The sequence below is a fragment of the Nocardia sp. NPDC003482 genome (assembly GCF_053588115.1).
Map to the genome: position 1 here is coordinate 67,482 of NZ_JBSFPI010000024.1, position 22,708 is coordinate 90,189.

Here is a 22,708-nt window from a genome sequence, read left to right on the forward strand (position 1 = left end):
TGGGTGGGTTTCGGAGGTATAGGCGAAGATGGGGGGGTGAGTTTCTGGCCAGCGCCCCATACCGATCAGCCCGTGCACGCCACCGTGGCGTTGCCGGGGTCGAAGTCGATCACGAATCGGGCTTTGATCCTGGCGGCGCTCGCGGATCGGCCCTCGACCATCACCGGGGCGCTGCGCAGCCGCGACACCGATCTGATGATCGGGGCGCTGCGGTCGCTGGGCACCGAGATCGACGGGGACGCCGACACTCTCGCGATCACCCCGGCCGGGGCGCTGGGCAGCGCGACCGTCGACTGCGGGCTGGCGGGGACCGTGATGCGGTTCCTGCCCTCGGTCGCGGCGCTGGCCCACGGCGACGTCGCGTTCTTCGGCGACGAGCAGGCCCGGCTGCGGCCGCTGCGGACCGTACTGGACGCGCTGCGCGAACTCGGCGTGGACATCGACGGCGATTCGCTGCCGTTCGTCGTGCACGGCATGGGCAAGCTGCGCGGCGGGGCGGTGACCATCGACGCCTCCGGCTCCTCGCAGTTCGTCTCGGGACTGCTGCTGTCGGCCGCGCGCTTCGACGAGGGCGTGACCGTCCGGCACGACGGCGCGCCGCTGCCGTCCATGCCGCACATCGAGATGACCGTGCAGATGCTCGAGCAGGCGGGCGTGCGGGTGCAGGCCCCGAACGATCCACGCGCCGAACAGGTCTGGACGGTCGAGCCCGGCCCGATCCACGCGGTCGACTGGGAGGTCGAGCCGGATCTGTCCAACGCCACCCCGTTCCTGGCCGCGGCGGCGGTCACCGGCGGCGAGGTGATCATCCCGCACTGGCCGCAGCTGACCAATCAGCCCGGCGACGTCATCCGCGAGATCCTGGTGCGCATGGGCGCCGAGGCCCGCCGCTTCGACGGCAAACTCACCGTGCGCGGCCCGGAACGCCTGGCGGGCATCGACATCGACCTGCACGACGTCGGCGAGCTGACCCCCACGGTCGCCGCGCTGGCGGCGCTGGCCGACTCCCCGTCGCGGCTGCGCGGCATCGCGCATCTGCGCGGCCACGAGACCGACCGGCTGGCCGCCCTGGCCACCGAGATCAACCGGCTCGGCGGCAAGGTCACCGAGACCGACGACGGCCTCGACATCGTCCCGGCCCCGCTGCACGGCGGCGACTGGCACTCCTACGCCGACCACCGCATGGCCACCGCGGGCGCGATCCTCGGCCTGCGCGTCCCCGGCGTCCGGATCGAGGACATCGGCACCACCGCCAAAACCCTGCCCGACTTCGTATCCCTGTGGGAGACAATGCTTTCCGGCACGGGAGCGGCGCACTGAGACGCCGCGACTACGACGAGTCCGATGTCCGGGTGCGCCCGGGCAAGGGCTCGCGGCCGCGCACCAAGACCCGGCCCGAACATCGGGACGCGGTCACCGCCATGGTCACCGCGGTCGACCGGGGACGCTGGAGCTGTGTGCTCGAGGGGGATCCGGAGCGGCCCATCGTGGCCATGCGGGCGCGCGAACTGGGCCGCACCCCCATCGTGGTGGGCGACGAGGTGGGCGTGGTGGGCGATCTGTCCGGCGCCCCCGACACCCTCGCCCGGATCGTGCGGGTGGCCGAGCGGCGAACGGTGTTGCGGCGCACCGCCGATGACACCGATCCCTTCGAACGCGTCGTGGTCGCCAACGCCGAACGGCTGTTCATCGTCGTCGCGCTGGCCGATCCGCCGCCGCGCACCGGTTTCGTCGAACGCGCCATGGCCGCCGCCTACGCCGGTGGCCTGGAACCGGTGCTGTGCCTGACCAAACACGATCTCGACCCGAACTCCGAATTCGCCACGGAATTCCGCGATCTCGACCTCACCATCGTGCCCGGCGGCCGCGACGACCCCCTCGAACCGATCCTGGACCTGCTCCGCGAACGGCTCACCTGCCTGCTCGGCCACTCCGGCGTCGGCAAGTCGACGCTGGTGAATCGCCTTGTGCCCGAGGCGGATCGGGCCGTCGGTGAGGTGTCGGGCGTCGGCAAGGGGCGGCACACCTCCACGCAGTCGATCGCGCTGCCGCTGCCCGGCGGCGGCTGGGTCATCGACACCCCGGGCATCCGGTCGTTCGGCCTGGCGCACATCACCCCCGACGACGTCATCCAGGCGTTCGCCGATCTCGCCGACGCCATCGAGGACTGCCCGCGCGGCTGCACCCATCTCGGCCCGCCCGCCGATCCCGAATGCGCCCTGGACCGCCTGCCCGGCAAGGAACGTCGCGTGGCCGCCATCCGCCGCCTGCTGGTCGCGCTCAATGCCAACGATCCATGGGCAATGGGCGGCGGTTGACGAGAAGTCCGCCCGGTATTGCCACGACCGGCAACAGGCGGCAACACCGCAACGCTTCCCCCGCGCAGCTCCCCTCCAGCAAACTATCGATGGCCCCGCCGCCGGATCCGATGTCCTTGCCCCTCATCGACTCTCCGGTGGCGGGTGCACTCCAATCCCGTCCCTCCCCCGAACAGACCGATGCCCTCCCACCGGATCGGCGGGAGGGCATCGTCGGCGAAATCAGCGGCGGCGCTTGGACTTCGGGGGCTTCGGATGCCGTCCCTCCGCCCGGGCGGCCTCGCGGCGCTCGCGGCGGGTCGTGCCGTCGTGGCCGTTGTCGCCGTACTCCTCGGCGTCGCTGTGGCGGGCGACGTGACCGCCCTCGTCGGGGCCCGAATAGGTCAGGCCGCCCGTGTTGGAGCGGTCGCCGATCCCCTTGGCGCGCAAGGCCGCCGGGGCCGCGGGGGAGCCCTCGACCGGGGCGGCGGGGGCGCCCGCCAGCGCGCCGACCGGCGAGCGCAGGCCCGGATCCACCGAAACCCCTTGCGGCTGCGGCTGTTGCACCTCGACCTGGAGGTTGAACAGGAAGCCGACCGACTCCTCCTTGAGCCCCTCGAGCATCGCGGCGAACATGTCGAAGCCCTCGCGCTGGTACTCCACCAGCGGATCGCGCTGGGCCATCGCCCGCAGGCCGATGCCCTCCTTGAGGTAGTCCATCTCGTAGAGGTGCTCGCGCCACTTGCGGTCCAGCACCGACAGCAGCACCTGGCGTTCCAGATTGCGCATACTGCCCGGACCGGCCAGGTCGTCGATCTCCTTCTCGCGGCGCGCGTACGCCTGGTGCGCGTCGTCGAGGACCGCGTCGAGCAGCTCCTCGCGGGTCAGCTCGCCGATCTCACCGGAGTCGTTCTCGCCGGTCAGATCCTTGTAATCGATGCCGACCGGGTACAGCGTCTTCAGCGCGGTCCACAGCTTCGCCAGATCCCAGTCCTCGACGTAACCCTCGGCGGTCGCGCCCTCGACGTAGGCGGTGATCACGTCGGTGATCATGTTCTGGACCTGGCCCTCCATGTCCTCACCGGCCAGGATGCGCTGGCGCTCGGCGTAGATCACGGTGCGCTGCTGGTTCATCACCTCGTCGTACTTCAGAACGTTCTTGCGGATCTCGAAGTTCTGCTGTTCGACCTGGGTCTGGGCGCTCTTGATGGCCCGCGAGACCATCTTGGCCTCGATCGGCACGTCGTCGGGCAGGTTCAACCGGGTCATGATCGACTCCAGCGCCGCGCCGTTGAACCGGCGCATGAGCTCGTCGCCCAGCGACAGGTAGAACCGCGACTCACCCGGATCGCCCTGACGGCCGGACCGGCCGCGCAGCTGGTTGTCGATGCGGCGCGACTCGTGCCGCTCGGTGCCCAGCACGTACAGGCCGCCGACCTCGCGGACCCGCTCGCCGTCCTCCTCGACCTGCTGCTTGACCCGCTCCAACGTCGGCAGCCAGTGCGCTTGGTAGTCGTCGGGGGTCTCCACCGGATCCAGGCCCTGCTGCCGCAGCAACAGGTCGGCGATGATGTCGGGATTGCCGCCGAGCACGATGTCGGTACCGCGACCGGCCATATTGGTGGCGACGGTGACCGCGCCGGGCCGACCGGCCTCGGCGATGATCTGCGCCTCCTGCTCGTGGTACTTGGCGTTGAGCACGTTGTGCGGAATGCCGCGCTTGGTCAGCAGTTTCGACAGGTACTCCGACCGCTCGACCGAGGTCGTGCCGACCAGCACCGGCTGGCCGTTCTCGTGCCGCTCGGTGATGTCGTCGGCGACCGCCTCGAACTTGGCCTCTTCGGTCTTGTAGATCAGATCCGCCTGATCCTTGCGGATCATCGGCTTGTTGGTCGGGATCGGCACCACGCCCAGGCCGTAGATCGAGTGCAGCTCGGCGGCCTCGGTCTCGGCGGTGCCGGTCATGCCGGAGAGCTTGTCGTAGAGGCGGAAGTAGTTCTGCAGCGTGATGGTGGCCAGCGTCTGGTTCTCCGGCTGGATCTCCACGCCCTCCTTGGCCTCGATGGCCTGGTGCATGCCCTCGTTGTAGCGGCGGCCCACCAGGATTCGGCCGGTGAACTCGTCGACGATGATGACCTCGCCGTTGCGGACGATGTAGTCCTTGTCGCGGACGTAGAGTTCCTTGGCCTTGATGGCGTTGTTCAGATAGCTGACCAGCGGCGAGTTCGCGGCCTCGTAGAGGTTGTCGATGCCCAGCTGGTCCTCGACGAACTCCACGCCCGCCTCGTGCACGCCGATGGTGCGCTTCTTGATGTCGACCTCGTAGTGCACGTCCTTCTTGAGAAGCGGTGCGATACGGGCGAATTCGGCATACCACTTCGAGGACGCGTCGGCCGGGCCGGAGATGATCAGCGGGGTGCGGGCCTCGTCGATGAGGATCGAGTCGACCTCGTCGACCACGGCGAAGTTGTGCCCGCGCTGGACCAGATCGTCCAGCGAGTGGGTCATGTTGTCGCGCAGGTAGTCGAAGCCGAACTCGTTGTTGGTGCCGTAGGTGATGTCGGCGCCGTAGGCGGCGCGCCGCTCGGCCGGGCTCATGCCGCCGAGGATCACCCCGACCTCGAGGCCGAGGAAGCGGTGCACGCGGCCCATCCACTCCGCGTCGCGCTTGGCCAGATAGTCGTTGACGGTGACGACGTGCACGCCGTCGCCGGACAGCGCGTTGAGGTAGGCCGGGAGCACACAGGTGAGGGTCTTGCCCTCACCGGTCTTCATCTCGGCCACGTTGCCGATGTGCAGCGCCGCGCCGCCCATGATCTGCACCTTGTAGTGCTTCTGACCGAGGACCCGCCAGGACGCCTCGCGCGCGACCGCGAACGCCTCGAGCAGCAGTTCGTCCACGGATTCGCCGTCGGCGTAGCGTTGCTTGAATTCGTCGGTCTTACCGCGCAGTTCGGCATCGGTGAGTTCGGCGTAGTCCGGCTCGAGCTCGATGACCTCGTCGGCGAGCCGCGCGAGCCGCTTCACGACGCGGCCCTCACCAAAACGTAGCAACCTCGTCAGTGTCAGCGCAGGCACGGGTCTCGTCAGTCCTCTGGTCGGTGTTGTTCGTCTCGGCACCCCACGCCGGGCTGGGCCCACGCGGGGGCTGGCTGTGGCAGCATCGCCCATGGTAATGCGGGATCCATCCTAGGCGGCGGGCGCGGCGTCATCGCAGCCGCAGCGCCACCAGCCGCCATTCGCCCCGGCGGCAGGTCACCCGGCCCGCCACGGCGAAGCGGCGCGCCCCGCGCTCGTATCCGGCCACCACCTCGGCCACGCCCGGCGCGACGGGTTCGGCGCGCACCGCGACCAGCACCGCCGCGCCGAGCCGCCGATCCGCGACCGCGGTGCGCGCGGCGGTCGCGAGCATCGCCGCCACCGCGGGGTCGGTCAGCCGGGTGAGCTGGGTCGCCGACCGTCGGCCGTCCAGCACCTCGAGCACCAGCCGCAGCGACCGCTCGGCGAATCGTGTTGCCGCCGAACCGTTTTCGTCGAACCTGGCGTAGGATGGGGAACGCCCGTCGTGCGGTGACCTGCGATGAGTTCCGCGCAGGCGATACGCGCCGGTGCGCGCGGGCACGCGACGACGGCAGGGCAGCGGCGCTCGGCCCGCCGGACCGCTCGCCCGGCTCCGATTCCCCGACCGGTCGGCATCGCCCAGTGGCGGTTCGGCATTCGGCGCGGGCGATAACATCCCGATTCCCCCTCGTTGTCGGCTCCCCTGGACACGAACGTCCCAGCATCGCACGGCAGCCACCCGGGCCGGAAGATTTCGCAACCCGTATGGCGAAAAGGGGACACGCCTACCGCCGACGGGTTTGTGTGACCTCACAATGGAGCGGGTATCGGAAGGAGCACCGGAGAGCGTGATCACGAGACTGTCGCCGCAGGACGCGTCCTTCTACCGGCTCGAATCGAGCAGCAATCCGATGCACATCGGCTCGCTCGCCATCGTGGCGGACACCGATCCGCCCGAACCGGGACGGGCGGCCTACGAGCGGCTGGTCGAACTGGTCGAGAACCGATTGCCGCTGGTCCCGCGCTATCGGCACAAGGTCCGCGAGGTGCCGTTCGCGCTGGGCCGCCCGGTGTGGGTGGACGACGCCCACTTCGACATCGGCTATCACGTGCGCCGCTCGGCGCTGCCCGCGCCCGGCTCCGCCGAGCAGCTGCACGACCTGGTCGCCCGGCTGTCCTCCCGCCCGCTCGACCAGACCCGGCCGCTGTGGGAGATGTACCTGATCGAGGGTCTGGCCGAGGGCCGCTCCGCGATCTTCACCAAGACCCACAGCGCGCTCGTGGACGGCGGCGGCGCGCTCGAGATCGGGCACGTGATCCTCGACACCGGCCCGGCGCCACGCGAACTCGCCCCGGATCCCTGGACCGCGCACCGCGAACCGAGCGAGGCGCAGCTGTTGGCCATGGCCGTGGCCGAATTGGCGGGCCAGCCGCGCGAGGCGCTCGGGGCGCTGCGGCAGGCGGGCGCGAGGTCGGTGGCCGGGGCGACCGGCCGGGCCGTGGAGCGGGCGCTCTCCCGGGTGCGCAGCGCGGCCACCGGTGTGCCCGCCAGCCCGTTCAACACCCCGACCTCGCGCAATCGCCGCTTCGACGTGGTGCACACCGACCTCGACGACTACCGCCGCATCCGCGAGCGGTTCGGCTGCTCGACCAACGACGCGATCCTGGCCGTGGTGACGGGCGCGCTGCGCATCTTCCTGCAATCGCGCGGGGACATGCTCGCCGAATCGGCGGTGCTGCGCGCGATCGTGCCGATGTCGGTGTACGCGACGGGCGCGCGCGGCTGCGACAGCGAGGTGTCGTCGTTCCTGATGGATCTGCCGGTGGGCGAGCCCAATCCGGCCATGCGGCTGTCGCACATCGGCCACGCCACCGAGGCGCACACCCGCCACCGGCACGCCGTGCGGGCCCGCACGCTGGTGCACATGGCCGGATTCGCTCCGGCGAGCCTGCACGCGATGAGCGTGCGGTCGGCGAGTACGTTCGCAGAACACACGTTCAATCTGGTGATCACCAACGCGCCGGGTCCGCAACGGCCGATGTACATCGGCGGCGCGCGGATACTGGAGATGTATCCGGTGTCGCCCCTGCTGCGCAATCAGGCGTCGAGTATCGGAATCACGTCCTACGACGGACGGGTGTTCTACGGTCTCAATGCCGATCGCGACGCGATGGCCGATATCGGGGTGCTGTCCGCGGCGGTGCGCGAGTCCATGGAGGAGATGCTCGGTGCCTGCGTCCAATGACAAGCTGCGGGTCTACGTCCCGGCGACGATCGCCATGCTGCGGAACCTGGTGTCCGATCGCGAGATTCGCGCGATCAACGACACCGCCTTCGCGGTCACTCCCGCGCTGCGCGAGGCGTACGCCGCGGGCGACGACGAGGAACTGGCCGAGGTCGCGATGGGCGAGGCCGCGCGCGCGTCGCTGCGCCTGCTCGCCGACGAGCGCGAGACGGCCACCCGCAGCGCCGACGACGACAGCACCGACGACGAATCCGGCTACCACAGCCCGGTTTACCGCCGCGCGGTGATCGCCGCCGACGTCACCGGCGCCACGCTGCGCCCCGACCTCGACGACGCCGTGGTCCGCCTGTCGGCCGCGATCCCCTACGACCGGATCGCCTCGGTGCACGTCGATCTCGCCGAGGCCGAACCCGCGGTGGCCAAGGCCGTGGACGTGATCGACGCCGCCGACCTCGGCGACACCGACGCCGAATTCGTGCTCGGCGACGCCGAGGATCACCAACTGGCCTGGTACGCCACCCAGGAACTGCCCTTCCTGCTCGATCTGCTGTGACCCTCTACCGCTCCCGCCCCCGCGCAACCTACGATGCCGTAACCTTGCTGGCGTAAGGCGCCGACGGGCGCGTGATCACAGGAAATGGGCGAATGGTCTCGAAATCGGTACAGAGTATTCGGGCATGGCTGGAGGCTCCGGTCGCCGAGGCGAAGACGGCCGGGCGCACCCGGCTGGACGCGCTGCGCGGGGCGGCGGCACGCATCACCACCCCGCTGCTGCCGGACGATTACCTGCACCTGGTCAATCCGCTGTGGTCGGCCCGCGAGCTGCGCGGCCGCATCGTGGACGTGCGCGAGGAGACCGCCGATTCGGTCACGCTGGTGATCAAGCCCGGCTGGGGGTTCGATTTCAAGTTCACCCCCGGGCAGTACATCGGGATCGGCGTCCTGGTCGACGGCCGCTGGCACTGGCGGTCGTACTCGCTGACCTGTCCCCCGGACTGGACCGATCCGGAGAGCCGGGCCAAGCGCCTGATCTCCATCGCGGTCAAGGCGATGCCCGAAGGCTTTTTGTCCAGCCACCTGGTCAACGGCGTCCCCGAGGGCACGATCGTCCGATTGGCCGCGCCCCAGGGCGGTTTCGTGCTGCCCGAGCCGCCGCCGGGCAAGATCCTGTTCCTCACCGCGGGCAGCGGCATCACGCCCGTCATGGCGATGCTGCGCACACTCGATCGCCGCGACACCGTGCCGGATGTGGTGCACATCCATTCGGCGCGGTCGGCCGAGGACGTCATGTTCGCCGCGGAACTGCGCGAATTGCACGACAAGCACCCGAGTTTCACCTCGCATCTGCAATTGACCGGTGAGCAGGGCAAATTCGAGCTGTCCACGCTGGACGAGCTGTATCCCGATTGGCGCGAGCGCCAGACCTGGGCCTGCGGCCCGCTGGCCATGCTGGACGACATCGAAAAGCATTGGGCCGCAGCAGATCTGAGCGACCACCTGCACGTCGAGCGGTTCGAGGTGGAGCGCTCGGCGGTGGGCCAGGGCGGCACGGTCACCTTCGCCCGCACCGGCCGCAGCGTCGCCGTGGACGGCGCCACGAGTCTGTTGCAGGCCGGCGAGGGCGCGGGCGTGCAGATGCCGTTCGGCTGCCGCATGGGTATCTGCCAGACCTGTGTGCTCACCCTCACCGACGGCCACGCCAGGGATCTGCGCAACGGCATGGAACACCAGGCCGGAGAGAAGATCCAGACCTGCATCTCCGCCGCCGCCGGCGACTGCACCCTGGACATCTGACCAGCCACGACACGCTGACAACAAGCTTCTCTCAGCTTCACCCGCTACCCTCAGAACAGAACCTTCGCGCCCGAGGTACCCCGTTGGGCGCGAGTCTTACGAGCGCCGGTTTGCGGCCGTCTCGTCGTTCCGCGGTCGAAGCGCATGCGCGCAGCGCGAGTCTCGACCGCGGAACGACGAGACTCAGGGCCGCAAACCCCGCCGAGCGAAGCGAGGCAATCCAACACAGTGGCAATCACCGACATCAATGCATACGCTCACCTGACGGCCGCCGATATCGAGACCCTGGGGGCGGAGCTCGACACCATTCGCCGGAACGTGGAACAGTCCCTCGGCGAACGGGATTCGAAGTACATTCGTCGGACGATTCGCGCCCAGCGCATGCTCGAGGCGGCCGGGCGGGCCACCCTGTTCGCGAGCCGGAAGCGTTCGGCGTGGGTGCTGGGCACGGCCCTGCTGTCCGTCGCGAAGATCATCGAGAACATGGAGCTCGGGCACAACATCAGCCACGGGCAATGGGATTGGATGAACGATCCCGAGATCCACTCCACCACCTGGGAGTGGGATATGACCGGCACGTCCGGGCAGTGGAAGCGGGCGCACAACTACTCGCACCACACCTACACCAACATCCTCGGCAAGGACGAGGATCTGGGTTTCGGCATCCTGCGCATGACCCGCGACGAGAAGTGGAAGCCGCTGCATCTGGTGCAGCCGGTGGCCAATCTGATCCTCGCGGCGACGTTCGAGTGGGGTATCGCGCTGCACGATCTGTCGGCGGAGAAGGTGCAGCTCGGGGTGAACCCGTGGCAGGTGGCGTCGGAGCCGAACAAGGCGTTCGCGCGCAAGGCCGGTCGACAGGTCGTCAAGGACTTCGTGATCTACCCGCTGCTCACCGGTCCGGCGTGGAAGCAGACGCTGAAGGCCAACGCGACCGCGAATCTCATTCGCAATCTGTGGGCCTACGCGGTGATCTTCTGCGGGCACTTCCCCGACGGCGCGGAGAAGTTCACCGAGGAGCATTTCACCGACGAGACGCGGGCCGAGTGGTATCTGCGGCAGATGCTGGGCAGCGCCAATTTCGAGGCGGGTCCGGTCATGGCGTTCATGAGCGGCAATCTCTGCTATCAGATCGAACATCATCTGTTCCCGGACATTCCGAGCAATCGGTACCCGGAGGTCGCCGAGCAGGTCCGCCAGCTGTGCGACAAATACGATCTGCCGTATACGACCGGTTCGCTCGGCAAGCAATATCTGCTGGCGTTCCGTACGATTCACAAGCTGGCGTTGCCGGATCGGTTCCTGCGGCGCACCGCGCACGACGCTCCCGAGACCTCCTCGGAGCGCATGTTCGATCACTGGGCCGAAAACCATTGGCCCGGAATCGATCCCGAGACCGGTCGCCGACGCGGCCTGCGTTCGGCGATGGCCGAGGCGCGGGCGACGCTGAAGGAGAAGGCGCGTCAGGAGAAGGAGACGCTGCGCGAGGCCAAGCGGGCGCTGCGCGACAAGGCGCGCAAGCCCAGGCAGGCGTAGGTCACCCGCACAATGCGGTGTACGTCACAGTTGTGAATCGATCCGGAGCCAACCTACGGAGCCGTAACTTACGGTAGTGTAGGGAGTATGGCGATATCGGATGTCAAGGAGTACGCCCACCTCACTCCCGAGGACGTGGAAGCGATCGGTGCCGAGCTGGATTCCATCCGGCGCGAGATCGAGGCGTCCCGGGGCGAGCGCGACGCGCGCTACATCCGCAATGTGATCCGGTTGCAGCGCGGCCTCGAGATCGGTGGCCGCGCGGTGCTGTTCGCCAGTCTCTTCCCGCCCGCCTGGTTCGCCGGGGTGGCCCTGCTGTCCACGGCCAAGATCATCGAGAACATGGAGATCGGCCACAACGTCATGCACGGCCAGTGGGACTGGATGAACGATCCGGAGATCCACTCCTCGTCGTGGGAATGGGACAACGTGGGTCCGGCCGAGCACTGGAAGATCACCCACAACTACCTGCACCACAAGTACACCAATGTGCTGGGCATGGACGACGACATCGGCTACGGCCTGCTGCGCGTCACCCGCGATCAGCGGTGGTCGCCGTTCTACCTCGGGCAGCCGGTGTACAACCTGCTGTTGCAGATGTTCTTCGAGTACGGCGTGGCCATCCAGCATCTGGAGCTGGGCAAGGTCGCCAAGAAGAAGTGGGCGCCCGACAGCCCCGAGCGCAAGCAGTTCGAGCAGGACCGCCGCACGGTGCTGAAGAAGGTCGGCAAGCAGGTCGCCAAGGACTATCTGTTCTTCCCGCTGCTCACCGGCCCGGCGTTCCTGTCCACGCTCACGGCGAACCTGGCCGCCAACGTGATTCGCAATGTCTGGACCAACGCGGTCATCTTCTGCGGTCACTTCCCCGACGGCGCCGAGAAGTTCACCCGCGGCGACGTCGAGAACGAGACCCAGGGCGAGTGGTACCTGCGGCAGATGCTCGGCAGCGCCAACATCAGCGGCGGCCCGCTCATGCACTTCATGACCGGCAACCTCTCCCACCAGATCGAGCACCACCTGTTCCCCGATCTGCCGAGCAACCGCCTCGCCGCCATCGCCGTCCGCGTCCGCGAACTCTGCGACAAGTACGACCTCCCCTACACCACCGGCTCCCTCCCGGTCCAGTACGCCAAGTCCTGGCGCACCATCATCAAACTCTCCCTCCCCAACAAGTACCTCCGCCGCACCCCCGACGACGCCCCCGAAACCCGCTCCGAGCGCGCCTACGGCGGCGCCCCCGTCACCGACCCCACCACCGGCCGCCGCCGCGGCCTCCGCACCGCCCTCACCGAAGGCCGCCGCCGCCTCACCCGCACCCCCTCCCCCGTCGCCTGACCCCCAGGTACGGCAACCCAGCCGCACCCTTTATTCGAATCCGCACACGTTGTAGGGCCCTGGAAGGGGTGCGGATCCGGATAAGGGGTGCGGCTGTGTTCGTGGGGGTGGGGGTTGGTTAGGTGGGGGTGTGGGTTCCGAGGTTTATGAGGTTATTCGGCGGCGGCGGGATGTGCGGGCGGAGTTCACGGGGGAGGTGGTGGAGGACGCTGCGCTGTGGCGGATTTTGGATGCGGCGCATCGGGCGCCGAGTGTGGGGAATTCGCAGCCTTGGGATTTCGTGGTCGTTCGGGAGCGGGCCACGCTGGAGAAGTTCGCCGCGCATGTGGCCGAGAAGCGGATCGAGTTCCGGGACGCGCTGCCGCCGGAGCGGGCGCGGACCTTCGAGCCGATCAAGATCGAGGGGATCGTGGAGAGCGGGACCGGGATCGTCGTCACCCATGACGACGGCCGCGGCGGGCCGCAGGTGCTGGGGCGCGCCACCGTGCCCGAAACCGGTTTGTACTCAACGATTCTCGCCATCCAGAACCTCTGGCTGGCCGCCACCGCCGAACATATCGGGGTCGGCTGGGTGAGCTTCTACGACGCCGGGTACCTCACCGAACTCGTCGGCCTGCCGCCGGGAATCCGGCCCGTCGCCTGGCTCTGCGTCGGACCGGTCCACACCTTCCAGGACACCCCGGATCTCGAGCGCTTCGGCTGGCGCTCCCGGCGGCCGCTCACCGACGCCGTGCACTGGGAACGCTTCGGCTAGAACGGGATTCAGACCCGTTCCAGCACCGCCGACGCGCCGATGCCCCCGGCCGCGCAGATGCCCAGCAGCGCGGTGCTCTTGCCCGACAACGCCAATTCGTTGGCCATGGTCGTGACCATGCGCGCCCCGGTCGCCCCGAACGGATGCCCGAGCGAGACCGAACCGCCGTGCACATTGAGGATCGCCGGATCGATCTCCCCGACCGCGGTGTCCCGGTCCAGCCGCGTCTTCGCCCACTCGTCGCTGCCCAGCGCCGCGAGCACCGACAGCGTCTGGGCCGCGAACGCCTCGTGGATATCGACCAGATCCACATCGCCCAGCGACAATCCAGCCTTGTCCAACGCGCGCGGCATGGAGATCGCCGGACCGATGAGCACCTGATCGGTCGGATCCACGCTGACATAGCTCCACGACCGGAACGCCGCCAGCGGCTCCAGCCCCAGCGCCCGCGCCCGCTCCTCGCTCATCAGCAGCACCGCGGCCGCGCCGTCGGTGAGCGGACTGGCATTGCCCGCGGTCACCGTCCCGTCCTTCGCGAACACCGGGGCCAGCTTGGCCAGCTTCTCGACGCTCGTATTGGCCCGCACCAGCCCGTCCCGGCGCACCGACTTGCCCTCGGGCGTAACGACTTCCAGCACCTCGCGGTCGAACCGCCCGGATTCGGCGGCCGCCGCGGCCCGCTGATGCGACCGCGCCGCGAACTCGTCCTGCGCCGCGCGCGTCACCCCGTGGATGCGGGCCATCTTCTCCGCCGACTCCCCCATCACCTCACCGGTGGTGCGCTCGGCGATCTTGGGGCGGCGCGGCACGAGATCGGTGAACGGGGCCAATTGCGCCACCGCCGACAGATAGTCCTTGGCCTTCGGCTTGCCCAGCGCGAGCGGCGCGGCGGCGTGCACGACCTTCTGCGGCAGCTTCACCTCCGCATTGCTGGTGGAATCGCTACCGCCCGCGATCATCACGTCGTATTCGCCGCGCTCGATGGCCGCGGCCGCGGTCGTCACCGCCTGGAGGCCGGACGCGCACGCACGGGTGACCGTATGACCCTCGCACCCGGGATCGAGCTTCAGATCCAGCGCGATCTCGCGCGCGATGTTGGGCGCCGCGCTGGGCAGGATCACCCCGCCCCACACGATCGCCTGCACCTGATCCTTGGGCAGGCCGGTGCGTTCCAGCAGTCCGGCCACGGCCGCGTCGGCCAGGTCGATCGAATCCATCCGCGTGTAGTCGGTGAACGCCCGGACGAACGGCGTCCGCGCACCCGACACGATCACAGCACGACGTTTGGCAGCCACGGCAAAGTCCTCTCGCACAGCACCTGGGGCCACCAACCTACCGCGAAGTAGGAAAAAAGGCGATACAGCCTGTCACATGTAATGCCGTTGCGGCCGAAACCGCAACGGCGACAATGACATACGGGAAAACGCCCTACGCCAGCCGGATGAGGCCGTAGTCGAAGGCGTGGCGACGGTAGACGACCGACGGTCGGTCGGTCTCCTTGTCCTGGAAGAGGAAGAAGTCGTGCCCGACCAGCTCCATCTGGTAGAGAGCATCGTCGACGGTCATCGGCGTGGCGGGGTGCACCTTGGTGCGCACGATGTGACCGGGGCCCGCGTAGTCGCTGGGCTCGATGACCTCTTCGGCATCGGATTCGCGGGATCGGTCCGAATCGTCCCGCAGCAGTGCGTGATCGACGAGATCGGCGGTCGCCTCGGCCACCGAGAGGGGGGTCTTCTCCCCGTAGTGCACGCGCCGCCGGTCCTTGGTCCGGCGCAGGCGGCTCTCCAGCCGATCGACGGCCAGTTCCAGCGCGCCGTAGAAGCTGTCGGCGCAGGCCTCGGAGCGTGCGACGGGACCCTTGCCCCGCACGGTGATCTCCACGCGCTGACAACTCTTGCGCTGGCGGCGATTTCGTTCGTGGAACAGCTCCACGTCGAACAGGTAGATCGAGGGGTCGAAACGTTCGAGTCGGGAGAGTTTCTCCGCGACGTGGATGCGGAAATGATCGGGAACCTCGACGTTGCGGCCCTTCACCACGACGTCCGCCCGAGGCGTCCTGGGCCGGTCCGCAGCAGGCTGGTCGGCTCCGTTCCGCTCGGGTATGTCGAATGCGGCGCCGTAGTCGGCCGAAGTGTCTGCTTCTTTCACTGAAGGTCGTGAAGTCGTCACGCGTACCTCCCGGATCTGGCCACACAACCGATACATGTGCGGCGGGAATCAACCGCGCCGAGCTGGGGACATGGCCGCGAAACCCGGCACGAAGTCGTCCGAAGCGCCACCTCCAAACTCTGTGTTCGGGTGTCAGATCGCTCTAGTGGCCACGCTATTACGCCAGCGATCAGTCCGCCAGTGTTCACGCAAATTTCCCCCGATCAGACGACTGAAGTCACCAACACGGCACGCACGGCGATTCCGGCGAATGCCAGCGCGCGCACCGACTCGCACGCCGTCGTTCCCGTGGTCAGGACGTCATCGACCAGCACTACCTCGGCATTCGGGTCGAACAGGACGTCGGGCAGGCGACGCCGCGCGACCGCGACACGCCCGCGCAGGTTGCGCGCGCGGTCGTCGACCCCCAACCCCACCGAGTCGCGCACGCCGCGCCGCATCCGCAGGATCGGAGCGACCTGGCAATTCGGCAGCAAGCTTCCGGCGACCCGGACGACGCGGGCCACCGGATCCCCGCCGCGCCGACGCGCCGCGGCCCGGCGGGTAGGCGCGGGGACCAGCACCAACGTCCGTTCCGCGGCGCGCAGGCCGGTCAACCCCCGCGCCAGCGCCCGCCCCAGCGGAACGGCCAGATCTCGCCGCCCCTGCTCCTTCGCGGCAACCACCGCCCGCCGCACCGGCCCCCGGTACCGGCCCAGCGCCCAGCACGGCACCCCGGGGTCCGCTCGCGGCCGAGCCCGAACCGGCGGTCCGGCAAGGCTTTCGGCGCACCGGCGACACCACCCCGGCCCGAGGCGACCACAGCCGCCGCAGGTTTGCGGCAGCATCAGCTCCAGCAGCATATGCGGCAGTATGCCCGCGGGCACCGACAGGTTCGGCCCGAATCCCGTTGCGCTGGAACGGGTTCTAGCCCGGAAGCACCGGAATCGCATTCGTGCCCAGGTTGTACACCTCGCGCCAGAACCGCTCGCTGCTCGGTTCGGCGGACTGCAACTGCATGACCGCGCGCGCGTCGGCGACGTACTGGGTGTCGGAGGAGGAGCTGACCACCCGCACCGGCGGGGTGAGGTTCTGCAGGGTCAGCGGTGTCGGGCCGAAGCCGTCGAGCCGGACCATCTCCACCGGTTGCACATTGCCCTCGCGCGCCAGGATGATCGTGTCGGTGCTGACCCAGTCGATCGAGACCACGGTGGTGCTCAGGGTCAACGCGACCGGCTGCGGCGAGGTCAGCGCGAATCGGCCGTCCGCGTTCGGCACCACCACCGCCGAGTAGACCTTCCCGGCGGCGATCAGCACCGCGCGGGCGCCCGTGCGGTCGATGCGCAGATCGGTGATCGGCCCCCGCAGCGGGTTGTCGGCGGGATTCGGCGGCTGGGCGAACAGCCCGGAGGCGTCCACGTCCTGCACCGACACCGTTCCCGTGCTGCGGTCGTGCACGGCGCGGATCACCTGGTCGCCGTCCACGACCGTCCAGGCCGCGCTGCCGTCGAGGGTCCAGGAGGGCCGGGTGAAGGTGGTGCCCTGACGAACCGGGAAGGCGTTGCCGTCGTAGTTGCCGACCACCAGCGTGCGGGGCGGCGCGGGACCGGGCTGGCCGCTGTCGACGACGGCGGCCACCAATTGACCGTCCGAGGACAGCCCGACCGATTGCAGATTGCGCGCGTTACCGAAATAGCCCGGCGCGGGGACGATTTCGTTGCGTCCGACGTCCACCTTGACCAGCGACCCGTCCCGCACCGCGTGCAGCCCGACCCGGTTCTGGGCATTGGCCATCGGGTTCATCCCGTTGACGTCGCTCACCGACCAGCCCGCCGGATACCGGTCGTCGAGCGGTTTGCCGTCGGCGAGCAGGAAGTACGGCCCCAGGATGTCGGCCCCGGACAGCGTCAGAATCACCTGCGCCGCCAGCAGTTCCCGGCTGTGCGGATCCAGGGTGGACGCGCCCGCGAAGTCGATCTGCACCCCGCCCGGCCCGGTGCCGACGCCGTCGGTCTGCCCGTTGGGTTTGGTGATGTTGCCGTGCACGCTCACCGGACCCGACAGCACATTGCGGACCGCGGGCGCGAGTTCGGGTCGCGGTCCGGCGGCGAGCATGGTCAACAGCCGCGCGGCGAGTTGATCCTTGCGCTCGGCGATCCAGCGGATCTCCGGAACCATGGTCGTACCAACGGCATTCGGGAAGTGCAGCACGTAACGCCGGTAGGTCTTCTCGAAGGCGGTGCTCAGCACCAGCACGCCGGGCTGTAGGTCGTCGATGCGCCACTCGCCGTCGACGCGGACCATCTCGATCCGCTTCTCGACCTGCGCGGAGGATCCGTCGGTCACCCGGAACGAGCCGTCCGGCTCGAGTTCCCCGAGTTTGCGCCCGCGCATCTGATAGGTCGCGGTATCCCCCGAACGCGACTCCCGAAGCGTGTCGGCGGATTCCAGAATCGTCGTACTCGCCGAATCGTTCCAGTTCGCCGCCGCGGCCGGGGACAGGTACTGCCGGGCGGCGGCGTGTCCGTTGGCCGGATCCGCCGACGCCTGGAGGAAATCGCGCAGCAGCAGATCGGGGTCGCGGCCCGGAAGGGGTTGCGGCGGAGCCGAGGACGTGGGCTCGCGGTCGATGGTGCCCAGCGCCTGGGGAGCCGAGGAATCGGGCAGGCTGGCACATCCACTCAGGGCCAGCAGCCCGGCCAGCAGACAGGCCACGACGCGCAGGCGCGGCCTCGGGACCACGCTCATGACTTCGCGTCCTCGGTGTCGGTGGGTACGGAATGCGCGGCGGTGGCGCCGTTTCCGACGGAATGCTCGGCCGGGGCGTCCGGCGGTTCCGTCGCCTCCGGCCCGTCCGGCGGCTCGAATTCGCCGCTCTCCGAATCGGTTTCGGCGTCGTCGTGCGGCGCGGCGTCGACCACCTGGATGCGGCGGCGCGGCGGTTCCAGCGACAGCGGGCTGGCGCCCATCTTGCGGCCGCGGGTCAGCGGCAGGGTGAGCCGGAAGCTCGCGCCCACACCGGGTTCGCCCCACGCCTCGAGTTTGCCCTCGTGCAGATTGGCGTCCTCCACGCTGATCGACAGGCCCAGACCCGTTCCGCCGGAACGCCGCATCCGCGAGGGATCCGACCGCCAGAACCGGTTGAACACCAACTTCTCCTCGCCGGGCCGCAGGCCCACACCCTGATCGCGGACCACGATGCCGACCGAATTCGCGTCGACGTCACCGCGCATCCGCAACAGCACGGGTTTGCCCTCGCTGTGATCGATGGCGTTGGCGAGCAGATTGCGCAGCACCCGTTCCACGCGGCGCGGATCGACCTCGGCCACGAGCGGTTCCTCGGGCAGGTCCACCACCACCTCGACGCCGGTGTCCTTGGCCAGATGCCGCACGGTCGACAGCGCGGCCCGCGCGCACATGCGCACGTCGAGCGATTCCACCTGGAGTTCGGCCACACCCGCGTCGTGGCGGCTGATCTCGAGCAGATCGTTGAGCAGGCTCTCGAACCGATCCAGTTCCGTCACAAGCAGTTCCGCGCTGCGCGCCAGCGCCGGATCGAGTTCGTCGCTGGAACCGTGGATGAGATCAGCGGCCATGCGCACGGTCGTCAACGGGGTGCGCAGTTCGTGGCTCACGTCGGAGGTGAAGCGGCGCTGGAGGTTACCGAACTCCTCCAGCTGGGTGATCTGATTCGACAGGCTCTCGGCCATCTCGTTGAACGACATGGCCAGCCGCGCCATATCGTCCTCGCCGCGCACCAGCATGCGCTCCTTGAGCCGCCCGTCGGCGAAGCGCTGCGCGATGCGCGCGGCCGACCGGATCGGCAGCACCACCTGCCTGGTGACCAGGGCGGTGATGGCGGCGAGCAGGACCAGCAGCACGATGCCGCCGATCAACATGGTGCCGTGCATCAGATCGAGGCTGCGCTGCTCGTTGGTCAGCGGGAAGATCAGATAGATCTCGAGGGTCGGCACCTCGGCGCTGGGACTGCCGATGATCAGCGCCGGACCGTGATAGAAGTCGGCGTCGGAGATCGTGACGAACTGGTAGCTGAGCTGGTTCTGCTGCACGAACCGGCGCAGTTCGGCGGGCACGTCCTGAATCGGCCCGGCCGGAATCTCCTGCTGACCCTCGCCGATCATCGACAGCGCCGCGAAGTAGGTGCCCGCCGCGCCGCCGGATTCGGAACTGCCCGACGACAGCGAGCGCAGCGCGTCCTCGAGCCGCACGCGCTGCTGGGTGTTCGAATCCTGCACGCCGGTGAGCTGACTCTCCACCGAGTTGCGCGCCCGGCCCATCTCCTCCACGGCCGCGTTGATCTTGGCGTCGAGCAGTCGATCGGTGATCTGACTGGTCAGCACGACGCCGAGAATGGTGATGACGATCAGCGAGAGGGTGAGCGTCGAGACGACGACCCGCAATTGCAGCGAGCGCCGCCAGACGTGGCCCAGCGATTCCCCGACGGATCGGAACCAGGCCACCACTGCCGCCAGCAACCGCGCGAAGCGGCTTCTGGAGCCAGCGATCACGGCGGTCCGGCCTTGTAGCCCACGCCGCGGACCGTCAGCACGATCTCGGGATTCTCCGGATCCTTCTCGACCTTGGCGCGCAACCGCTGCACATGCACGTTGACCAGGCGGGTGTCGGCCGCGTGCCGGTAGCCCCAGACCTGTTCCAGCAGCACCTCACGGGTGAACACCTGACGCGGCTTGCGCGCGAGCGCCACCAGCAGGTCGAATTCGAGCGGGGTCAGCGAGATCTGCTGGCCCGCGCGGGTGACCTTGTGCGCGGGCACGTCGATGACGATGTCGGCGATCGACAGCAGTTCGGCCGGTTCCTCCTCGGTGCGGCGCAACCGGGCGCGCACGCGAGCGACGAGTTCCTTCGGCTTGAACGGCTTGACGATGTAGTCGTCGGCGCCGGACTCCAGGCCCAGGACGACGTCCACGGTGTCGGTCTTCGCCGTCAGCATCACGATCGGCACGCCGGAGTCCGAGCGCAGCACGCGGCACACGTCGATGCCGTTCATGCCCGGCAGCATGAGATCCAGCAACACCAGATCCGGCCGGATCTCCCGGACCGCGCTGAGCGCCTGCGTGCCGTCGCCGACCACGTGGGGCTCGAAACCCTCGCCGCGCAAGACGATCGTGAGCATCTCCGCGAGCGCCGTATCGTCGTCGACGACCAGAATCTTCGGCTTCATAACTACTATGGTGTCATCTCTCCGGCTCGGAACGGGCAACTGTGGTCAACATTCGGGGGCCAACACTGGTACATTACCGACGCATCCGACCCTATCGGGCAACCCTTTCCGCGAGTCGCGCGACAAGCGTCGCGGGATCGTCGTGCGGCCGATGGATCCACCACGATCCGTGCCAATGCGTTTCGGCCAACACACGATAGATCGCGGCGGTGCGTTCCTGCAGCCCTTTGTCGCGTTCGTAGGCGTCCAGCGCCCGCGCGTCGTCGAGTTCGCCTCGCCGCCGGGCGCGTTCGGCCGCGAGTTCGAGGGGCACGTCGAGCAGCACCTGGAGGTCGGGGACCGGCAGCTGGAAGCGGCCGAATTCCAATTCCGCGACCCACGAAGCGATTTCCCCGTCCACCGGCTGATCCGTGCGCGCCGCGTTGTAGGCGACATTCGAGGCGACGTAGCGATCGAGCAGCACGATGTCGTTGTCCGCCAACGCTTTCCGCAATTCGTCGCGTGCCCCCGCTCGATCGAGCGCGAACAGCAGACCCATCGCGTTCACCGACCCGGCCAGATCCCCGTGCCGCCCGCGCAACGCCTCGGCCGCCAGATCCGCGTGCACCGACTGCCCGTACCGGGGAAACGCGAACACCGCCACCCGCAGCCCACGCTCGACCAGACCCACGCCCACGGCGTCGATCAACGTCCGCTTCCCCGCGCCGTCCAGCCCTTCGACAGCCACCAACGCGCCCATGCGCAACAGGGTAGACGGGTCGCCCCCCAGGACGACCCGTCCCCCCACTTCCCTCAGTACCGGTAATGCTCCGGCTTGAACGGCCCCTCCACGTCCACCCCGATGTACTCCGCCTGATCCTTGCTGAGCTTGGTCAGGGTGCCGCCGAGCGCCTCGACGTGGATGCGGGCGACCTTCTCGTCGAGCACCTTCGGCAGGCGGTAGACCTCGTTGTCGTACTCCTCCGGCTTGGTCCACAGCTCGATCTGGGCGATGACCTGGTTGGAGAAGGAGTTGGACATGACGAACGAGGGGTGGCCGGTGGCGTTGCCCAGGTTCAGCAGGCGGCCCTCGGACAGCACCAGGATCGAGCGGCCCGACTCCTTGAACGTCCACAGGTCGACCTGCGGCTTGATGTTCAGGCGGGTGGCCCCCGAGCGCTCCAGCGCGGCCATATCGATCTCGTTGTCGAAGTGGCCGATATTGCCCAGGATGGCCTGGTCCTTCATCGCCCTCATGTGGTCGAGGGTGATGATGTCCTTGTTGCCGGTGGCGGTGACGACGATGTCGGCCTCGCCGATGGCCTGCTCGACGGTGACCACGTCGAAGCCGTCCATCAGCGCCTGCAACGCGTTGATCGGATCGATCTCGGTGACCTGCACGCGCGCGCCCTGCCCGGCCAGCGACTCCGCGCAGCCCTTGCCCACGTCGCCGTAGCCGCAGATCAGCACCTTCTTGCCGCCGATCAGCACGTCGGTGCCGCGGTTGATGCCGTCGATGAGCGAGTGCCGGGTGCCGTACTTGTTGTCGAACTTGCTCTTGGTGACCGAGTCGTTGACGTTGATCGCCGGGAACGCCAGCTCACCCGCGGCCGCGAACTGGTACAGCCGCAGCACGCCGGTGGTGGTCTCCTCGGTGACGCCGCGCACGGACTCCGCGATGCGGGTCCACTTGCCCTTGTCGGCCTCGAGGCTCTGCCGCAGCAGGTTCAGGAACACCTTGAATTCGGCGGAGTGGTCCTCGTCCTCCGGCGGCACGACCCCGGCCTTCTCGAACTGCGCGCCGCGCAGCACCAGCATGGTGGCGTCGCCGCCGTCGTCGAGGATCATGTTGGCGGGTTCGCCGGGCCAGGTGAGCATCTGCTCGGCCGCCCACCAGTACTCCTCGAGCGTCTCGCCCTTCCACGCGAACACCGACACGCCCTTGGGCTCGTCGACGGTGCCGTGCGGGCCGACCACGACGGCCGCGGCCGCGTGGTCCTGGGTGGAGAAGATGTTGCAGGAGGCCCAGCGGACCTGTGCGCCCAGGTCGACCAGCGTCTCGATCAGCACCGCGGTCTGCACGGTCATGTGCAGCGAACCGGAGATGCGCGCGCCCTTCAGCGGCTGCACCTCCGCGTACTCGCGGCGCAGGGCCATCAGACCGGGCATCTCGTGCTCGGCGAGCCGAATCTCCTTGCGGCCGAACTCGGCCAGTGACAGGTCCGCCACCTTGAAATCGATCCCGTTGCGGTGGTCGGCAGTCGTCTTGCTGCTCACTGCGGTCGTCATCAGCCTCTCCTGGTCGGCGTGTACGAGGAGAGACTAATACCTTTCGTGCGTACACGGTACGCACAGG

The 22,708-nt window shown here is 68.6% G+C and carries 18 protein-coding genes; 8 read left to right on the forward strand and 10 right to left on the reverse strand.

Annotated elements, in window-relative coordinates; genetic code table 11:
• Positions 1 to 36: 36 nt before the first annotated feature.
• Together aroA and rsgA are read left to right on the forward strand one after the other, a co-directional pair.
• Positions 37 to 1,320 (forward strand): 3-phosphoshikimate 1-carboxyvinyltransferase, encoded by a 1,284-nt coding sequence (gene aroA / locus ACWDSJ_RS30900; protein WP_387364020.1) that lies wholly within the window; start codon positions 37 to 39, stop codon positions 1,318 to 1,320.
• Positions 1,281 to 2,318: a ribosome small subunit-dependent GTPase A gene (gene rsgA / locus ACWDSJ_RS30905; protein WP_450036084.1), complete on the forward strand. Its 1,038-nt coding sequence runs from the start codon at positions 1,281 to 1,283 to the stop codon at positions 2,316 to 2,318. Before aroA ends, rsgA begins: the two co-directional genes overlap by 40 nt.
• 222 nt (positions 2,319 to 2,540) lie before the next feature.
• Here rsgA and secA read toward each other — a convergent pair whose 3' ends face one another.
• Complete coding sequence (gene secA / locus ACWDSJ_RS30910) at positions 2,541 to 5,375, reverse strand: preprotein translocase subunit SecA (RefSeq protein ID WP_450036086.1); 2,835 nt, start codon at positions 5,373 to 5,375, stop codon at positions 2,541 to 2,543.
• 130 nt (positions 5,376 to 5,505) lie between these two features.
• Positions 5,506 to 5,919, reverse strand: a complete 414-nt coding sequence (locus tag ACWDSJ_RS30915; protein WP_450036088.1) for an Rv3235 family protein — start codon at positions 5,917 to 5,919, stop codon at positions 5,506 to 5,508.
• A 286-nt stretch (positions 5,920 to 6,205) separates the two neighbouring features.
• On the opposite strand from ACWDSJ_RS30915, the gene ACWDSJ_RS30920 reads away from it, so the two are divergent.
• The 6 genes from ACWDSJ_RS30920 to bluB all read left to right on the forward strand — a co-directional run bounded on the left by ACWDSJ_RS30920 (position 6,206) and on the right by bluB (position 13,022).
• Positions 6,206 to 7,603, forward strand: coding sequence for a WS/DGAT/MGAT family O-acyltransferase (locus ACWDSJ_RS30920; protein WP_450036089.1), 1,398 nt, complete (start codon positions 6,206 to 6,208; stop codon positions 7,601 to 7,603).
• Positions 7,604 to 7,637: 34 nt separating this feature from the next.
• Positions 7,638 to 8,156 carry a DUF6912 family protein gene (locus ACWDSJ_RS30925; RefSeq protein WP_450036138.1) on the forward strand — a complete coding sequence of 173 codons (519 nt, stop codon included), beginning with the start codon at positions 7,638 to 7,640 and terminating at the stop codon, positions 8,154 to 8,156.
• Positions 8,157 to 8,248: 92 nt separating this feature from the next.
• Positions 8,249 to 9,397, forward strand: coding sequence for a ferredoxin reductase (locus tag ACWDSJ_RS30930; protein WP_450036091.1), 1,149 nt, complete (start codon positions 8,249 to 8,251; stop codon positions 9,395 to 9,397).
• 228 nt (positions 9,398 to 9,625) lie between these two features.
• Positions 9,626 to 10,933, forward strand: a complete 1,308-nt coding sequence (locus tag ACWDSJ_RS30935) for a fatty acid desaturase family protein (protein WP_450036092.1) — start codon at positions 9,626 to 9,628, stop codon at positions 10,931 to 10,933.
• An 87-nt stretch (positions 10,934 to 11,020) separates the two neighbouring features.
• Positions 11,021 to 12,268 carry a fatty acid desaturase family protein gene (locus ACWDSJ_RS30940; RefSeq protein WP_450036094.1) on the forward strand — a complete coding sequence of 416 codons (1,248 nt, stop codon included), beginning with the start codon at positions 11,021 to 11,023 and terminating at the stop codon, positions 12,266 to 12,268.
• A gap of 130 nt (positions 12,269 to 12,398) precedes the next feature.
• Positions 12,399 to 13,022, forward strand: coding sequence for a 5,6-dimethylbenzimidazole synthase (gene bluB, locus ACWDSJ_RS30945; protein WP_450036096.1), 624 nt, complete (start codon positions 12,399 to 12,401; stop codon positions 13,020 to 13,022).
• Positions 13,023 to 13,030: 8 nt separating this feature from the next.
• Here bluB and ACWDSJ_RS30950 read toward each other — a convergent pair whose 3' ends face one another.
• The 8 genes from ACWDSJ_RS30950 to ahcY form a co-directional block, all read right to left on the reverse strand.
• Positions 13,031 to 14,317: an acetyl-CoA C-acyltransferase gene (locus ACWDSJ_RS30950; protein ID WP_387363994.1), complete on the reverse strand. Its 1,287-nt coding sequence runs from the start codon at positions 14,315 to 14,317 to the stop codon at positions 13,031 to 13,033.
• 133 nt (positions 14,318 to 14,450) lie between these two features.
• Positions 14,451 to 15,227, reverse strand: coding sequence for a ribosome hibernation-promoting factor, HPF/YfiA family (hpf, locus tag ACWDSJ_RS30955; protein WP_387363991.1), 777 nt, complete (start codon positions 15,225 to 15,227; stop codon positions 14,451 to 14,453).
• 167 nt (positions 15,228 to 15,394) lie between these two features.
• Positions 15,395 to 16,033 carry a ComF family protein gene (locus ACWDSJ_RS30960; RefSeq protein WP_450036099.1) on the reverse strand — a complete coding sequence of 213 codons (639 nt, stop codon included), beginning with the start codon at positions 16,031 to 16,033 and terminating at the stop codon, positions 15,395 to 15,397.
• A gap of 64 nt (positions 16,034 to 16,097) precedes the next feature.
• Positions 16,098 to 17,918, reverse strand: coding sequence for an MtrAB system accessory lipoprotein LpqB (lpqB, locus tag ACWDSJ_RS30965; protein ID WP_387363985.1), 1,821 nt, complete (start codon positions 17,916 to 17,918; stop codon positions 16,098 to 16,100).
• The gene (gene mtrB, locus ACWDSJ_RS30970; RefSeq protein ID WP_387364280.1) at positions 17,915 to 19,651 is read right to left on the reverse strand and encodes an MtrAB system histidine kinase MtrB; all 1,737 of its coding nucleotides are present in this window, start codon (positions 19,649 to 19,651) and stop codon (positions 17,915 to 17,917) included. The genes lpqB and mtrB overlap by 4 nt, the downstream gene beginning before the upstream one ends.
• Before the next feature lie 44 nt (positions 19,652 to 19,695).
• Positions 19,696 to 20,373 (reverse strand): MtrAB system response regulator MtrA, encoded by a 678-nt coding sequence (gene mtrA / locus ACWDSJ_RS30975; RefSeq protein ID WP_387363982.1) that lies wholly within the window; start codon positions 20,371 to 20,373, stop codon positions 19,696 to 19,698.
• Between the two features lie 91 nt (positions 20,374 to 20,464).
• On the reverse strand, positions 20,465 to 21,112 hold the full coding sequence (locus ACWDSJ_RS30980) for a dTMP kinase (protein WP_387363979.1): 648 nt from the start codon (positions 21,110 to 21,112) through the stop codon (positions 20,465 to 20,467).
• 53 nt (positions 21,113 to 21,165) lie between these two features.
• Positions 21,166 to 22,641 (reverse strand): adenosylhomocysteinase, encoded by a 1,476-nt coding sequence (gene ahcY / locus ACWDSJ_RS30985; protein ID WP_450036102.1) that lies wholly within the window; start codon positions 22,639 to 22,641, stop codon positions 21,166 to 21,168.
• Positions 22,642 to 22,708 lie beyond the last annotated feature (67 nt).

Bases quoted from the DNA above. Each gene is read 5' to 3' on its own strand.
- ACWDSJ_RS30925 (WP_450036138.1), top strand. From the start codon at position 7,638: ATGCTGCGGAACCTGGTGTCCGATCGCGAGATTCGCGCGATCAACGAC.
- ACWDSJ_RS30930 (WP_450036091.1), top strand. From the start codon at position 8,249: ATGGTCTCGAAATCGGTACAGAGTATTCGGGCATGGCTGGAGGCTCCG.
- ACWDSJ_RS30940 (WP_450036094.1), top strand. From the start codon at position 11,021: ATGGCGATATCGGATGTCAAGGAGTACGCCCACCTCACTCCCGAGGAC.
- hpf (WP_387363991.1), bottom strand. From the start codon at position 15,227: ATGTATCGGTTGTGTGGCCAGATCCGGGAGGTACGCGTGACGACTTCA.
- ACWDSJ_RS30960 (WP_450036099.1), bottom strand. From the start codon at position 16,033: ATGCTGCTGGAGCTGATGCTGCCGCAAACCTGCGGCGGCTGTGGTCGC.
- lpqB (WP_387363985.1), bottom strand. From the start codon at position 17,918: ATGAGCGTGGTCCCGAGGCCGCGCCTGCGCGTCGTGGCCTGTCTGCTG.
- mtrA (WP_387363982.1), bottom strand. From the start codon at position 20,373: ATGAAGCCGAAGATTCTGGTCGTCGACGACGATACGGCGCTCGCGGAG.
- ACWDSJ_RS30980 (WP_387363979.1), bottom strand. From the start codon at position 21,112: ATGGGCGCGTTGGTGGCTGTCGAAGGGCTGGACGGCGCGGGGAAGCGG.
- ahcY (WP_450036102.1), bottom strand. From the start codon at position 22,641: ATGACGACCGCAGTGAGCAGCAAGACGACTGCCGACCACCGCAACGGG.